Here is a 15,015-nt window from a genome sequence, read left to right as displayed (position 1 = left end):
ATCATCGTCACCGCACGATAATTTTTCACTGTTCACGGAGTAAAACATGGTTAACCTCTTCAGGGGATTCGTCTTCCTGTGGCTGTCCTGCATTGGCATTGTCCATGCGGCGGACACGGGCTGGCTGGTTTCCCCCCAAAACGATCACGCCCGCATCCGCTTTCAGGCGGAGAGGGAAAACAACCGCATTCAGGGCCTGCTCACCGTTGAGCTAAAGCCCGGCTGGAAAACCTACTGGCGATCGCCGGGCGAGGGCGGCGTGGCGCCGAAAATCAGCTGGCCGGAAGGCGTGACGGATAGCTGGTCCTGGCCGGTCCCGTCGCGCTTCGATATCTCCGGCATGACCACGCAGGGCTATCACGATAGGGTCCAAATCCCGATTACGCTCGACGGGGTGAAGAACGACACGCTCGACGGGACGCTCACGCTCTCCACCTGCAGCAACGTCTGTCTGCTGACGGACTACCCGCTGCACCTCGATTTTACCCAGCCGGCGGATGACGGTTTCCGTAGCGAATTCGAGCAAGCGATGCGCGCCGTTCCCGGTACGTCAGGCGTATCCACAGATCTGTCCGCCTGGCTCTCTGGCGACAAACTGGTGATTACCGGCACGACGGACGGGAAATGGGACAATCCAGGGATCTACTTTGACCCGCTGGAGGGCGACATTCTGCCCGGCGAACCGGTCATTACGCACGACGGTAACCGGCTTCGGGTAACGGTGCCCGTCACCGATGAATGGGGCGATAAGCCGGCCTCGCTGAAGGGCAAAGCGCTGTCGTTTGTGCTGACCAACGGTGGTCAGGCGCAGCAAACCTCACTCACCGTTGGGGCAACGCCCGAAGCACCCTCTGCGCCTGACGGGACCGGCAAAATGGTGCTGTTTGCGCTGCTGGGCGGGCTGATCCTGAACCTGATGCCCTGCGTACTGCCGGTAATGGGCATGAAGCTAAACAGCATCCTGCACGCGGGCTCGGACAGCCGCACCATCAGGCTGCGCTTTCTGGCAACCAGCGCCGGGATTATGACCTCCTTTATGCTGCTGGCCGCGATGGTCACCGCGCTGAAGCTGGCCGGGTCGACGCTGGGGTGGGGCATTCAGTTCCAGAACCCGTGGTTTATCGGCCTGATGGTCGCCGTCACCTTCCTGTTTGCGCTGAACCTGTTTGGAACGTTTGAGATGCTGCTGCCCTCCGTCGCCGCAGGACGGCTGGCAACGGCAGGGGGAGCGGGGATAAGCGGCAGTTTCTGCGAAGGGATGTTCGCCACGCTGCTGGCCACCCCGTGCTCCGCGCCGTTCCTCGGGACCGCGGTCGCCTTTGCCCTTGGCGCACCGCTGCACTCCCTGTGGCTCATCTTCCTGATGCTCGGCGTGGGCATGAGCCTGCCGTGGCTGTTTGTCGCCCTGGTGCCGAAAACGGCGTTGCTGCTGCCTAAACCCGGGCGCTGGATGAACACCCTAAAAATCGTTCTCGGCCTGATGATGCTGGCCTCCAGCTTCTGGCTGGCGTCGCTGCTGAGCCTGCATCTGGGCGACACGTCCGCTCAGGCCGTGATGCTGATTCTGGTCGCCGTCGCGCTGGCGCTGTTCGTGATGAAGCGTCAGGCGTCCTCGCCGCTGTTCTGGCTCGTCGTCATCGCGCTGTCGGCTTTCGGCGGGTATCAGGTGCGCGGGCTGCTTAACGCGCCGCCTGACGCGTTGGCGCAAAATACCGCACAGACCATCTCGTGGCAGCCGCTCAGTGAGGAAGCCATCGAGCAGGCGCTGGTGCAGGGGAAACGGGTATTCGTGGATATCTCTGCCGAGTGGTGCGTGACGTGCAAAGTTAACGAGCATCGGGTACTGAATCAGCCGGACATCATTGCCGCCCTGCGCCAGCCGGACGTGGTGGCCCTGCGCGGAGACTGGAGCCAGCCTTCCGCGCTTATTGCGGAGTTTCTGGCGAAGCGAAATCGCTACGCCATTCCGTTTAACGCGGTTTATGGCCCCGGCCTGCCTGATGGAGAAATCCTCTCGCCGCTGCTGGACAAGCGCACCCTGGTCACCACCCTGAACAACGCAAAAGGTTAAATGTGTTATGAAAAAATTCCTTATTACGTTTCTGCTCCTGCTGGCCCCGGTTCAGGTGTTTGCTGCCCAGCCGTTGACGCCGGACCAGGAGCAGCGCGCGCAGAAGAAGATGGTGTATGATTTTCTGTTTAACGATCCGAACTCCCCGCGCATCGGCGCGAAAAATCCCAAACTCACCCTGGTGGTGTTTACCGACTACAACTGTCCGTACTGTAAAAAATTCGATCCGTACCTGGAGAAGATTGTCGAAAAATACCCGGACGTCGCGGTGGTCTTTAAGTTTTTACCTTTCCGCTCGGAAAGTTCGCTGACCGCGGCGCGGGATGCGCTAACGCTCTGGCGTCAGGATCCCGGGCAGTTTATGAAACTGAACCATACCCTGATGGCGAAGAAGGGGTACCACGATGACGCCAGCATTCAGGAGGCGCAAAAGCGCGCGGGCGTGAGCGTCACGACGCCGGATGAGGAGAGTCTAATGACAATTAAGCGCAGCCTGATCGTCGCGGAAAAAATGGGGATCCAGGGAACGCCCGCCACGCTTATCGGTGAGGGATTGCTTCCCGGCTGGGTGCCTTTCGAGCAGTTCGATGAAATGGTCAGTGACGCACTGAAAAACCGCTAACCTGAAGGGGGCGTAATGCCCCCGACAACCCGGAGAGGGAAATGAAAAAATTACTGTTACTTTCGGCGCTGGCGACGTCAGGGCTGGTACAGGCGGCTGAAGCCATACCGGACGTGGTGAAGCACTTCAGCGAACAGCAGAACATTAAAATCATCAAGAAGCTGGATGCGCCCGGTGGTGCCCCAGCCTGGCTGGGGCAGTATCAGGACATGGGCGTCACGTTGTTTTTAACGCCGGACGGCAAGCATGTGATCTCAGGTTATCTGTACGATGACAAAGGGAAAAACCTCAGCGAAGGGGTTTTCCAGAAAGAGATCTACGCCCCGATGGGACGCGAAATGTGGAAGACGCTCAACGCGGCGCATCCCCTGAAGGAAGGGGCGGATAACGCCCCGCGTAAAGTTTTTGTCTTCGCCGATCCGTTCTGCCCGTACTGCAAACAGTTCTGGTCCGAGGCGCAGCCGTGGGTGAAAGCGGGTAAGGTTCAGCTCAACACGCTGCTGGTGGCGTTCCTCAACCCCAACAGCGGACGTAACGCCGCCGCCATCCTGAATGCGAAGGATCCGGTTGCGGCCTGGCGCGAATACGAGCTTTCCGGTGGGAAAAAATTACCGAAACCAGAGGGTGAGGCTTCCCGCGAAACGGTAGCGATACTGCAGAAACACCAGACGCTGATGGACAGCCTGGGCGCTAACGCCACGCCGGCCATTTATTACATGAATGCGGATAATGAGCTGCAGCAGGTGGTCGGTATGCCGGATGCGCAGCAGCTTGAGGCGATGTTCGGGCCGAAGCCGTAAAAAAAACAGGCAGAAACGGGGCGTTTCTGCCTGATGTTCATTAGCTACCCCAGCGTCCTTTCAGGTAGTTCACCGCCTGCTGCGTCTGCGGCTGGTTCAGGTAATCTTCCCGGAACAGGATCGTGCCGTTGACGTTGGGCAGCGAATCGTTGAGATCGAGCTGTTTTTTCAGCTCCGGCACGCCGCCCTGAACCGTCCAGTCCGGCTCATTTCGCGACGGCTCGCCCACCTTGTAGAACGCAATGCCGATATACAGGCGAGTGTGGGTCGGCTTCACTACGTCGGCCCACCATTTGGTCAGCACGTCGTAGCGCGCGGCATCCCGCGAGAAGGGCCAGTAAATCTGCGGAGCAATGTAGTCCAGCAGGCCCTGCTGCACCCACTGACGCGTGTCGGCGTAGGATTCATCATAGGCCGCGGCGCCGCGGGTGTCGGAGCCTGCCGGGTCAAAAGAACGGTTACGCCACACCCCCGCCGGGCTGACGCCAAACTCCACGTCGGGCTTTGTCTGTTTAATCGCTCGGGAAACCTGGACGATCAGCTGCTGCGTGTTGTGTCTTCGCCAGTCGGCTTTTGAGGCAAATCCCTGGCCGTACTGCCGCCAGGTCTGCGCGTCATTGAGCGCGGATCCCGGCGATTCGGCATAAAAGTAATCATCAAACTGCACGCCGTCTACCGGGTAGTTCGCCACTACTTCGGTGACCACCCGGGTTATCCAGTCGCGAACTTCCGGAATGCCCGGGTCGAGCACAAAGCGGTCGCCCGAGATGCGCACCCACTCCGGGTGCTGGACATAGACGCTGGACGGGGTCTGGTATGACGTCCGGTTCAGGGCGGCGATGGTTGACGGCCTGGTGTTGGTCGACACGCGGTACGGGTTGAACCAGGCATGCACCTTCATGCCGCGCTTGTGCGCTTCATCGAGCATAAACTGCAGCGGATCGTATCCCGGATACTCACCGACGTTGCCCGTCAGCATATCTGACCACGGTAAAATTTTTGATGACCAGAGCGCCGTGCTGTCCGGCTTCACCTGGAAAAATACCGTGTTAATGCCGAGGTGCTTCAGGTTGTCGAGCTTGCTGGTCAGCGCCTGCTTTTGCATCGCGATGCGCTGGTCAGCGCTGCGGCCGTTCACCGAGGCTACCGGTGGCCAGTCTAGGCGAGAGACGGTCGCCAGCCAGATCCCGCGCATCGGCTCGTTTGCCTGCTGCGTCGGTTTGCTCACGGTGGGAAGGGGGGTAACCAGTGATTTGGGTGGTTTTGAGGAGCAGCTCACAAGTAAAAGTGCGCAGGCAGTCAGCGCACCTATCCGTTTTACGTGTCGCGTCATTTGCGTATTAGCTCTTGATAATCCGACTGTTGGCCCAGGGATCAAAGGCGGGCGCCTCCTGCTTCGTGCTTCCCTCATCGTCGAGAGAGTCCAGATACAGGGCTTCAACCTCCGCGCGCGCCCACGGGGTACGGCGCAGAAATTTCAGGCTCGATTTAACGCTGGGATCTTTTCTGAAACAGTTAATTTTGATTCGGTCGCCCAAGTCGCTCCAGCCATATTTTGCCACCAGGGCGTTGACCATCATCTCCAGCGTTACGCCATGCAAAGGATCTTTGGAAATATGTGCAGTCATAGGCGTCCGGATGTCTCGATTTTTAGGGGATTGGGGTAAACGCTGAAAGGGTACAAGAAAGCAGGGGAAGCGGCAATTTTAGCGTGAGGTTTCTTCACCCCCGGAGAGGTGAAGAAAAGGGAAAAGTCCGTTTATTTTTTGGCGCTGAACAGTTCCGGTGCCCACGGACGCGGATCCACTTCCATAAACGGCGCCCGTTCGAAGCGGTCCTTCAGCGCCCACGGCACCGTGCAGTCGAAGATGGTCTTGCAGGAAATGCCGTTTCCGCGAATCGAGGTGCTGTAATCCGACGATTGCGATGGATCCAGCTGGTGGCCGCGGATCCCCGGAATATTCGTGATGCTGACATCTCCCTGCATGCGGGTGGTCATCGCCCACAGGATGTCGTCGCTGTCGAAAATATCCACGTCTTCGTCCACAAGAATGATGTTCTTCAGCTCCGAATAGGTGGCTAAGGCAATCAGCGCCGCCTGGCCCTGACGCCCTTCGTCTGACGGCTGGCGTTTTTTCACCTGCAGGATACCGAGGAACTTACCGCCGCCCGCGGTATGCGCATAGACGTTTTGCAGGAAACCCGGAATCGCCTCTTCAACGGCATTGCGGATGCTGGCCTCCGTCGGCAAACCGGCCAGCGTGGTATGTTCTTCTCCCGGTCCCACCAGCGTTTGCAGGATTGCGTGATGACGCATGGTCACGGCTTTCACTTTGATCACCGGCAGCGAGGGGTTCGCTTCGCCGCAGTAGCCAGGGAACTCCGGCATCGCGTGGCCGGTGTTGGTGTGCTGATCTTCCCTGACGCGCACGTCCGGAAGCAGTTCACCTTCGATGATGATTTCCGCCCGCGCGATGGCTTTCTCTTTTACCGCCACGCCCTGCACCAGTTCGACCGGATGCTGGCGCAGCGCCCCGGCGACGCCCAGCTCGTTGTAGCCAAACGGCGTGGTGGGCGCCTCAAAGCACGCGCCGATATAGATGGCGGGATCGAGCCCCATATTGATCGTCACCGGTAGCGGTTTTCCGGCCTCTTCGGCTTTTTTGCGGAAGACTTCGATATGACGACCGGCGGCAAGGAACATGGAAAGCTCGTCACGCTCCTGGACGCAGAGGCGGTGAATGGTGACATCCGTCAGCGAGCTATCCTCAGGATCGCTTGCCAGCACCAGCCCCAGACAGAAGAACGGGCCTGCATCAATCGGCGTGTTTGTCGGTGCCGGAAGCAGTTTGCGCAGGTCGAAGTCAGGGTCGTCTGCGAAGAAGACCTGTTCCTGACAGGGTGCCTGGGATGCAGGGACAACAACGGGTGCCACCGGCTTTTTCACCGCCTGGCCGACGTGTTTTGCCAGTTCAGAGGGCTCGCATCCCAGAAGGAGCGCCGCGCGCTCGCGGCTGGCGTGCATGCCCACCAGGATGCGGGAGCCCGGATAGCCCTTCACGCTGTTGAACATCATCGCCGGTCCCGTACGGGTTGGACGTTTTACCGTGCCGCCCGCGCCGATATGACGGTAGACCCCCGCCAGCTCCGCGTTGGGATCGACCGGATGATCGGTTTCAAGATACTGCCCTTCGTGGCGCTGCAGCAGAGCGATGGCGCTGCGGAGATCGTTGATCTCGTTTTCCATATTTTCCTCCCTCGGTTGAATACCTCCATTTTTATGGCAATGACCAATAGCATCAATTGCATCATTACTGCTAAATTGATAAGTAAATTCATATCAAAAGGAGGCGTTCCGTGCAGTTTCGTCAGATGCGCCATTTCATCGTTGTGGCCGAAGAGCTACACATGCACCGGGCCGCTGAGCGTCTGAATATGGCGCAGCCGGCGCTGAGTCAGCAAATCAAGGCGCTGGAAGAACGTTTAGGCGTCATGCTCTTTAGCCGGGCGAACCGCCGCTTAACCCTGACGCCCGCTGGCGAAGCGTTTCTGGTGAAAGCCAGGCTCGCCATCTCCCTGACCGAGCAGGCGGTGCTGGACGCCAGGCAAACGGCAAGGGGCGAGCAGGGGGTGTTAAACCTGGGGTGCGTGTCGAGCGCAATGTTCGACGGCAGGCTGCCCGCCGCGCTGCGACAGATGCATACGCGCTGGCCGGCCATTACCATGTCGCTGGTGACGGGAAATGTGCAAACGCTCTACGCCGCCGTGCAGAGTAACCAGCTGGATGTTGCCATTATTCGAGCGCCGCTGCCGTCGCTGCCTGACGATCTGCAAAGCCGCCCGTTCACCTCAGAGAAAACGGTGCTGGCGCTGTATCGTCAGCATCCGCTGGCGGGATCTTCCGCGCTGACGCTCTCGTCGGTGAAAGACGAAAAATGGATCTCCCTGCGCGACCCGGAGGGGATGGGGCTGGAACAGTACTTTTATGACGCCTGTAGCGGGGCGGGTTTTCAGCCGGACGTGGTGCAAAACGCGACCGATGTGCCCACCGTGATAAGCCTGGTCTCGGCAGGGTTTGGCCTGGCGCTGCTTCCCGCCTCGGCAAAGGCGGTGAGCGTTGAGAACGTCGTCTACGTGGACATCCTCGACCGGCTGCGGGAGAGCGAGCTAACGCTGGTTTGCCACCGAATTATTCGCTCAGAAGTGCTTAAAAAATTTCTGCTTACCCTCGATCACACCTGACGTCCGGCAGCCTGCAGCAGCTGCTCGCGCAGCCACACGCTCGCCGGATCCTGGCTGTTTTTCGGGTGCCAGTACATGTTGATGGTAATCGGCTGGAGCGGCAGCGGCGGCGCAAAGATATCCAGCGTGGTAGCGAACCGTCGCAGCATCCGTTCCGGCAGGGTGCACACCAGGTCAGTACCGGCAACAAGCGCAGGCGCCACGGCATAGCTCTGTGTGGACATGGCGACGTGCCGCTGGTAGCCCAGTCCGGCCAGGGTTTGATCGACAAAGCCGGTAAACGGATCCCCCGCCGATGACACCACCAGATGAGAAAGCGCACAGTAGCTTTCCAGATCTAACGCACCGGTCCCGCGCGGATGGCCTTTGCGCTGGGCGGTGGCAAACGCGTCGTCGAGCAGTTTGCGCCTCACCCATCCGTCATGTGCGCCCGCGCTCACGCCAATGTAGATATCCACATCGCCGTTTTCCAGCTGCTGCGGCAGGTCAGCCATCTCCGGCAGGGCGAAGCGCAGGCGGATGCCGGGGGCAACAGTGCCCACCTGGTTAAGCAGCTCGGTGCCCAGCATCAGCGCCGGGTTTTCATGCAGCGCGATAACAAAGGTCCGGCTGCTGGTTTGCGCCTCGAAGGTGGTGGGGGCAAACATCGCACTGATGCCGCGCAACACGCTCTCTACCTGCGGCTTGAGCGCTTCCGCTCTCGGCGTCGGTAACACCCCACGTCCGTGTGGGGAGGGAATAAACAGCGGTTCGCCAAAGAGCGAGCGCAGACGCGCGAGACGGGCGGACATCGCGGGCTGGCTGATACCCAGCCGCGCGGCCGCATGGGTGATATTCCTGTCCTGAAGCAGGGCGTCCAGGGTCAGGATCAGGTCTATGTCCATGTCATTGATGGGCGTCATCTTATTTCGCGCTGCTGGCGTCCCGGTTGGTATAGGTCACAGGGACCCAGACATAGCCGCCGTTTTCGCCTTTGCTGACATAGCCAATACCCGGGAACGGCAGATGTGGCGCGGCAATCAGGTCTTTGTTTTTCACAAATTCCGCGAAAGCATGTTCGCGCACGCTTGCTGCTTTGTTCTGATCTTCATCGTAGGTAATGGTCACGTCAGGCTGCGGGAACTGGACCGCCGCGGCATGAATGATGTCACCGACAAAGGTGATCTTCTCGCCTTTACTTGTCAGCGTGTAGAAGGCTGAACCCGGCGTATGGCCGGGATGAACCGTGCCAGTAATGCCTGGAAGAAGGTCAGAGGTGCCGCTAAACGGCACCACTTTGCCGGCGTCAAGATAGGGCTTTAAGGTCTTCTGCGCGACGGTAAAGTAGTTCTTGTCGTAGCCGGTTTTTTTCTGATTGTCGTTGTTAAAGAAAAAGTCGATGTCCGGTTTGCCAACGAAAACGCGCGCGTTGCTGAACACCGCCTTGCCGTCTTTCACCAGGCCGCCAGAATGGTCGGAGTGGGCGTGGGTCAGTAGAACTTCAGTAATGTCCTCGGGTTTAATCCCCTGCGTGGCGAGGCTCTCAATCAGACGTCCGCCGTTTCCGGGGCCAAAGAGCTGGCCTGAGCCGGTATCCACCAGGATTTTATGCCCGGGCATCGCAATCAGGAAAGCGTTGATGGACACCTCGGCCGGGTTGGTCTGGAAGTTTTTCGCGAGCAGCGCATCAATTTTTTGCGGCGTTGTCCGGCGCAGCAGCTTGTGCAGATCCTGCGCGACGCTCCCGTCGGTAAACGAGGTGACAAGAACATCGCCAACCTGAACGCTGTATCCGCCCGCCGGTTGTTTAACGACGTGCTGGGGCGTCTCTGCAAACGCCTGCAGCGCAGGGTAGAAAAGCAATGAACTGGAAATCAGCGTGGACAGAGCAAGTTTTTTCACGGTAAGCATACGAGTCTCCTTTGAAAGCGCTCATCTTACTTCTCCGTAAAATTATAAGAACCTGCCTAATAATGATAGGACCTATAAACGTGATGAATGGTACAACCGAAAAGCCGGGGGGCGGTAATGCCTCTCCCGGCCCGTAAGACGTTATTTTTTCAGCGGTGCGTTCCAGCTGTCCGGCGTGGCTTTGGACCAGGCGCCATAAGCGGCGTTAGGCAGCACAATCCAGTCATCGCCGAAGTGTGCTTTGCTGGCCTCAACCAGCTCGCGCTGCTGCTCGCTCGGCTTTTTGTTTTTAAACTGCACGGCGAAATCCGGCAGGCTGTCGCCGAACAGCATCACGATCTGCTGCTTTTTGAGAATGCTCTGGCGACGCTCTTCCTTGCTGACCGTATCCAGAAGCACGCTTTCGTCGGACACCTGCGGAAGTCCAAGGGCGTTTAACGTCCTGAGCGTATCGGCTTTATTTTCCTGCATACGATCCGAGACATAATAGATACGAACCTTGCTTTGATTTACATGGTCCAGAAACACTTTCGCGCCCGGGATTAATCCGGGTTTTCCCTGTTTCTCCCAGTCGCTCCAGGTGTCCCATTTTGTAAAGTCGTGACACTGTTCCGCGTCGCGCACCAGCAGAGGGGTGTTGTCCAGTACCGTTTCATCCAGGTCCATCACCACGGCGTAATTTTCGGGCGTTTTCAGGTCTTTTAACTTTTCATTAAAACGCTCGGTGGCAAACCGATACGTCTGCAGCTGAAGGGCCATAATCTCTGCCGATTTCTGCTGATAGCGCAGTGCCATTTCGTACGTTTTGGGTTCACACAGGTTGCGCTCAGCGGCCGTCGCCGCTGTACTTAAAACAGGTAATGCCAGCAGTAATGCCTTCGCCATAAAATTCACGCTTCTTTCCTCAACGCCTTGTTTAAAATCCGCAAAGCGTAGTGAAATTCAATGACAGAAATATGAAGGTCGCGTTGCCAGGCCAGCATGTCATAGCAGAACAGGGCGACCTCGTCTTTTTGCGGTAAATCCTGAACGAAGCGGTTAAATCCGCTGAGCTAACACACTTTTGATCCTGAACTAAGCTTGTACTTCGTTCCGCGTAAAATGTGGGTCATTCGAGGACAATGAATGGAATTCAGGACATTTCAAAAGCAGTGGGGTGCTGAGTTTATTTCCGATGACGTTGTACGTTTTCGCGTCTGGGCAGAAGGACAAAAAGAACTTACGCTTCGTCTGGCCGCCGCCGACGTGCCGATGACGGCAGTGGGCGGTGGCTGGTTCCAGGCAGACGTACCCGGCGTCACGCACGGCGCAGAGTATCAGTTTGTCCTGCAGGACGGCATGACGGTGCCCGATCCCGCGTCGCGCGCCCAGAAGGGGGATGTTAACGGGCGCTCCGTGGTTATCGATCCGCGACGCTATCAGCCTACCAACCGCGACTGGACCGGGCGTCCGTGGGAAGAGACGGTCATTTACGAACTGCACATCGGCACCTTCACCCCCGAGGGCACCTTCCGGGCGGCCATCGACAAACTGCCTTATCTGGCAGAGCTCGGTATTACCCAGCTTGAGGTGATGCCCGTCGCCCAGTTTGGCGGATCCCGCGGCTGGGGGTATGACGGCGTATTGCTGTATGCCCCGCACGCCGCCTACGGCACGCCGGAGGATTTCCACGCGTTTATTGACGCTGCTCACGGGCTGGGGCTTTCCGTGGTGCTGGATATCGTGCTTAACCACTTCGGCCCGGAAGGGAACTATCTGCCGCTGCTGTCGCCGGCGTTTTTCGAGGCCGATCGCACGACGCCCTGGGGCAACGGCATCGCCTATGAGGCGGAGCCAGTCAGGCAGTACATTACCGACGCGCCGCTCTACTGGCTGACGGAATATCGTCTGGATGGCCTGCGCTTTGATGCCATCGACCAGATTAAAGACGCCTCGGATACGCACGTTCTCCAGGATATAGCCGAAAAGATCCGCGAGGCGATCCCGCACCGACACGTTCACCTGACCACGGAAGACAGCCGCAACGTGATTTTCCTGCACCCGTGGGATGAACAGGGCAACACGCCGCTGTTTACCGCCGAATGGAACGATGACTTTCACAATGCCGCCCATGTGTTTGCCACCGGCGAGACCCACGCTTACTACCAGGATTTTGCCTTTGAACCGGAGAAAAAATTCGCCCGGGCGCTGGCCGAAGGGTTTGTCTACCAGGGCGAGGTATCTCTGCAAACCGGTGAATCCCGCGGGGTGGAGTGCCACACGCAGCCACCGCAGTTCTTCGTCGATTTTATTCAAAACCACGACCAGACCGGGAATCGCGCCCAGGGCGAGCGGCTTATCACCTTGGCGGGTGCCGATAAGACGCGGGTGCTGCTTGCCGCGCTGCTGCTTTCTCCCCATATCCCGCTGCTGTTTATGGGCGAGGAGTTTGGTGAAACGCATCCGTTCCTGTTCTTTACCGATTTTCACGGCGATCTGGCAAACGCGGTGCGGGAAGGGCGCGCGAAAGAGTTTACCGGCCATGTCGGGCACGATGAAACCGTCCCGGACCCGAATGACGTGAACACCTTTGTTCGCTCAAAGCTCGACTGGAATAAAATCGCCACCGACGAGGGCAAAACGTGGCTGCGTTATACGCGCCACCTGCTGACGCTGCGCCATCGCTATATCGTTCCGCTTCTGCATCAGGGCGGCGCCGTTAAGGGCCAGGTGCTCAGGACCGCGCCCGGCATGGTGGCGGTGAGCTGGCGCTTCCCGTCGGGAACGCTCTCGCTGGCGCTCAATATCGGAACGAAGCCCGTCGCGCTGCCCGCTCTCGCGGGGGAGACGCGCTTTGCCTGGCCGGAGAACCACGACGTTTTACCCCCGAACGGTATTGTCGTTCGCTTTGCTGATGGAGAAGCATCGTTATGATCCCTTCCGCTACGTACCGTATTCAGTTTCGTAATGGCATGACCTTTGACCGCGTCGTCGCGCTGGTGCCGTATCTGAAGGATCTCGGAATCAGCCACCTCTACGCCTCGCCGGTGTTTACCGCCACAAAAGAGTCTACCCACGGGTATGACGTGACCAACCCGAATGAAATTGACCCCGCCATCGGCGGTCGAGCCGGGTTTGACCGCATGGCCGCGGCGCTCAGGCAGGCCGGCATGGGGCTGATTCTGGATATTGTCCCGAACCATATGTCCACCTCGCTGGAAAACGCCTGGTGGCGGGACGTGATTGAGCACGGCAAGCAGAGCCGCTATGCCCGGTATTTTGATATTGACTGGTCACGGCCGCTCACGCTGCCGTTTCTCGGCGACACCTTTGAGGCAGAGCTGGAGAAGGGAGCCATCACCCTTAAACGTGACCCTGTCACGGATAAGGCCGCGCTGGTCTACTATGACGCCGGGTATCCGCTCAACCCCGGCACGTACAGCGAGGAGAAGAGCATTGCCGAGCTGCACGACGCGCAAAGCTGGCGCCTGATGTCCTGGCGGGAAGCGCCGAAGCAGCTCTCGTGGCGGCGCTTCTTTGAAATAACCGGCCTGGTCGGCGTTCGGGTTGAAGATGACGCGGTCTTCGACGACACGCATCGTCTCATCCTTGAGCTGGTCCACGCGGGCGTGGTGGATGGCCTGCGTATTGACCATATCGACGGTCTGGCCGATCCGCTGGGCTATCTGCAGCGCCTGCGGCAGGCAACCGGACCCGACTGTTACATCACGGTCGAGAAAATTCTCGCGAAGGGAGAACAACTTCCTGCAGACTGGCCAATATCCGGCACCACCGGCTACGAGTTTATCGCCTCGCTGGCGGAGGTGCTGGTCGACGACGCTAACCTGCCGCGCCTGGAGAAAATCCACGACGAAACGCTGGGGGTTACGGTCGATCGCCACGCTGAACTGCGGGATGCCAAAGGCCTGATGACCGATCGTAATTTTGAGGGCGAATTCACCACGCTGTTAACGATTGCGGCCGATCTGGCCCAGCGCAATGACGTTGCGCTGCCGCGCGACGATATCCGTCACGCGCTTCGGGAACTGCTTATCGCATTTCCGGTGTACCGCACCTATGGCACCCGGGAGGGATTAACCCCGCCGGACGTGGCGCTGCTCAACCGCGTGGTCGCCAGCGTGGAGACCTCCGAAGCGGCGCTGAGCCTGATCGTGCGCATTCTTACCGGCGACCTGCCGGACGCGTGCCGCGAATCCGCCGCGCTTTTCAGAACCCGCTTCCAGCAGCTCACCGGGCCGCTGATGGCGAAGTCGGTGGAGGACACGCTGTTCTTTCGCCACAACCTGGAGCTGGCGCTTAATGAAGTGGGCGCCGACCCGACGCCGCGCGCGTTCTCGCTATCCCGCTTTCACCAGGAGATGCGCATTCGCCTTGCCCGCCAGCCCGATGCGCTGCTGGGCACCTCCACGCACGATACCAAGCGCGGGGAAGATGCCCGGGCGCGTCTTTACACCCTGACGGAAGCCCCGGAACGGTGGGGTGAAAACCTGGCCCGCTGGCGACAGATGAACCAGACCGAGGTGCGTTTTCTCAATGACGGTACCGCGCCGAACGCCGCCGATACCTGGATGATCTATCAGGCGCTGGCGGGCGTCTGGCCCGCCACGCTGTCACCGGACGACGCCGACGGGCTGAAATCACTGGAAGGGCGTTTCCTCGGCTTCCTTGAGAAAGCGCTGCGCGAGGCGAAACAGCGCACCGACTGGATCGACAGCAACGAGAGCTATGAGAGCGTGGTGCTGAGCTACGCGCGGCACCTGCTTTCCCCGGACAACACCCTGTTCCTGCATGATTTTAGCGAGGCGATGCAGCCCTTTATCCGGGCCGGTCTGATGAACAGCCTTAGCCAGACGGTAATCAAGCTGACGGCTCCCGGCGTGCCGGATATCTATCAGGGCAGCGAGGCGCTTAACTTCAGCCTTGTCGACCCGGATAACCGACGGGAGCCGGACTTCCCGGCCCTGGTGAGAAACCTCAGCGCGGCGGATGCCGGCCTGTTTGACAACCCGGCCTGCTGGCGGGACGGGCGGGTAAAACAGTTCGTTACCGCCACGCTGTTACGGCTTCGGCCGCATTACGCGACGCTTTTCCGCTACGGCGACTGGCTGCCGCTTAAGGTCACCGGCGAACGCGAGGAGAATCTGATTGTTTATGCGCGCGTTAAGGACGATGAGGCGCTGATTGTTGCCGTGCCGCGTCTGGTGTTTGACGTCACCGGTAACGACAAATTGTGGGTCAATACCACGGTCGCGATACCGGAAGAACTGACCGGGAAACGCTATCGGGATCTGTTCAGCGGTGAAAGCCGCATTCTGCAAAAGACGCTGGATTTAACGTCAGAAAAGGGATGTGTACTGGTTCTGCTAACCTGCGAATAATCGTGGAGAACG

12 protein-coding genes are annotated in these 15,015 nt (G+C 59.1%); 6 read left to right on the top strand and 6 right to left on the bottom strand.

The window, feature by feature from the left end:
- The first annotated feature begins 46 nt into the window (after positions 1-46).
- From E3U32_RS21095 to dsbG, 3 genes are read left to right on the top strand one after another with little or no spacing between them, the layout of a single operon-like run.
- A complete protein-coding gene (locus E3U32_RS21095; RefSeq protein ID WP_134350359.1) occupies positions 47-2,071 on the top strand; it encodes a protein-disulfide reductase DsbD family protein in 2,025 nt (674 codons plus the stop codon).
- A gap of 7 nt (positions 2,072-2,078) precedes the next feature.
- A complete protein-coding gene (locus E3U32_RS21090) occupies positions 2,079-2,693 on the top strand; it encodes a DsbA family protein (protein ID WP_134350358.1) in 615 nt (204 codons plus the stop codon).
- A gap of 41 nt (positions 2,694-2,734) precedes the next feature.
- A complete protein-coding gene (dsbG, locus tag E3U32_RS21085) occupies positions 2,735-3,493 on the top strand; it encodes a thiol:disulfide interchange protein DsbG (RefSeq protein WP_134350357.1) in 759 nt (252 codons plus the stop codon).
- Positions 3,494-3,533: 40 nt separating this feature from the next.
- Here the strand turns inward: dsbG and E3U32_RS21080 are convergent, their stop codons facing one another.
- The 3 genes from E3U32_RS21080 to E3U32_RS21070 form a co-directional block, all read right to left on the bottom strand.
- Complete coding sequence (locus E3U32_RS21080) at positions 3,534-4,826, bottom strand: glycoside hydrolase family 10 protein (RefSeq protein ID WP_134350356.1); 1,293 nt, start codon at positions 4,824-4,826, stop codon at positions 3,534-3,536.
- Positions 4,827-4,833: 7 nt separating this feature from the next.
- The gene (locus E3U32_RS21075) at positions 4,834-5,121 is read right to left on the bottom strand and encodes a VF530 family DNA-binding protein (RefSeq protein WP_134350355.1); all 288 of its coding nucleotides are present in this window, start codon (positions 5,119-5,121) and stop codon (positions 4,834-4,836) included.
- A gap of 131 nt (positions 5,122-5,252) precedes the next feature.
- A complete protein-coding gene (locus tag E3U32_RS21070) occupies positions 5,253-6,740 on the bottom strand; it encodes a UbiD family decarboxylase (RefSeq protein ID WP_134350354.1) in 1,488 nt (495 codons plus the stop codon).
- A gap of 110 nt (positions 6,741-6,850) precedes the next feature.
- Here E3U32_RS21070 and E3U32_RS21065 point away from each other — a divergent pair, with 110 nt between their 5' ends.
- A complete protein-coding gene (locus E3U32_RS21065) occupies positions 6,851-7,735 on the top strand; it encodes a LysR substrate-binding domain-containing protein (protein ID WP_134350353.1) in 885 nt (294 codons plus the stop codon).
- Here the strand turns inward: E3U32_RS21065 and E3U32_RS21060 are convergent.
- The 3 genes from E3U32_RS21060 to E3U32_RS21050 form a co-directional block, all read right to left on the bottom strand.
- On the bottom strand, positions 7,726-8,637 hold the full coding sequence (locus E3U32_RS21060) for a LysR family transcriptional regulator (protein WP_134350352.1): 912 nt from the start codon (positions 8,635-8,637) through the stop codon (positions 7,726-7,728). The two genes, E3U32_RS21065 and E3U32_RS21060, sit on opposite strands and share 10 nt — an antisense overlap.
- 1 nt (position 8,638) lies before the next feature.
- Complete coding sequence (locus E3U32_RS21055) at positions 8,639-9,625, bottom strand: MBL fold metallo-hydrolase (protein WP_134350351.1); 987 nt, start codon at positions 9,623-9,625, stop codon at positions 8,639-8,641.
- 141 nt (positions 9,626-9,766) lie between these two features.
- A complete protein-coding gene (locus E3U32_RS21050) occupies positions 9,767-10,519 on the bottom strand; it encodes a 5'-nucleotidase, lipoprotein e(P4) family (protein WP_134350350.1) in 753 nt (250 codons plus the stop codon).
- Between the two features lie 231 nt (positions 10,520-10,750).
- Here E3U32_RS21050 and treZ point away from each other — a divergent pair, with 231 nt between their 5' ends.
- Together treZ and treY are read left to right on the top strand one after the other, a co-directional pair.
- Positions 10,751-12,538: a malto-oligosyltrehalose trehalohydrolase gene (treZ, locus tag E3U32_RS21045; protein WP_134350349.1), complete on the top strand. Its 1,788-nt coding sequence runs from the start codon at positions 10,751-10,753 to the stop codon at positions 12,536-12,538.
- Positions 12,535-15,003: a malto-oligosyltrehalose synthase gene (gene treY, locus E3U32_RS21040; RefSeq protein ID WP_134350348.1), complete on the top strand. Its 2,469-nt coding sequence runs from the start codon at positions 12,535-12,537 to the stop codon at positions 15,001-15,003. Before treZ ends, treY begins: the two co-directional genes overlap by 4 nt.
- The last annotated feature ends 12 nt before the right edge of the window (positions 15,004-15,015 follow it).

The organism is Lelliottia nimipressuralis (assembly GCF_004402045.1).
GTDB lineage: Bacteria > Pseudomonadota > Gammaproteobacteria > Enterobacterales > Enterobacteriaceae > Enterobacter > Enterobacter chinensis.
The sequence above is the reverse complement of the archived record's forward strand: the minus strand, read 5'-3'. Positions and strand labels throughout refer to the sequence as shown.

Coding starts and splice junctions, on each gene's coding strand:
- E3U32_RS21075 (WP_134350355.1), bottom strand. CDS start 5,121: ATGACTGCACATATTTCCAAAGATCCTTTGCATGGCGTAACGCTGGAG.
- dsbG (WP_134350357.1), top strand. CDS start 2,735: ATGAAAAAATTACTGTTACTTTCGGCGCTGGCGACGTCAGGGCTGGTA.
- E3U32_RS21095 (WP_134350359.1), top strand. CDS start 47: ATGGTTAACCTCTTCAGGGGATTCGTCTTCCTGTGGCTGTCCTGCATT.
- treY (WP_134350348.1), top strand. CDS start 12,535: ATGATCCCTTCCGCTACGTACCGTATTCAGTTTCGTAATGGCATGACC.
- E3U32_RS21055 (WP_134350351.1), bottom strand. CDS start 9,625: ATGCTTACCGTGAAAAAACTTGCTCTGTCCACGCTGATTTCCAGTTCA.
- treZ (WP_134350349.1), top strand. CDS start 10,751: ATGGAATTCAGGACATTTCAAAAGCAGTGGGGTGCTGAGTTTATTTCC.
- E3U32_RS21090 (WP_134350358.1), top strand. CDS start 2,079: ATGAAAAAATTCCTTATTACGTTTCTGCTCCTGCTGGCCCCGGTTCAG.
- E3U32_RS21060 (WP_134350352.1), bottom strand. CDS start 8,637: ATGACGCCCATCAATGACATGGACATAGACCTGATCCTGACCCTGGAC.
- E3U32_RS21080 (WP_134350356.1), bottom strand. CDS start 4,826: ATGACGCGACACGTAAAACGGATAGGTGCGCTGACTGCCTGCGCACTT.
- E3U32_RS21070 (WP_134350354.1), bottom strand. CDS start 6,740: ATGGAAAACGAGATCAACGATCTCCGCAGCGCCATCGCTCTGCTGCAG.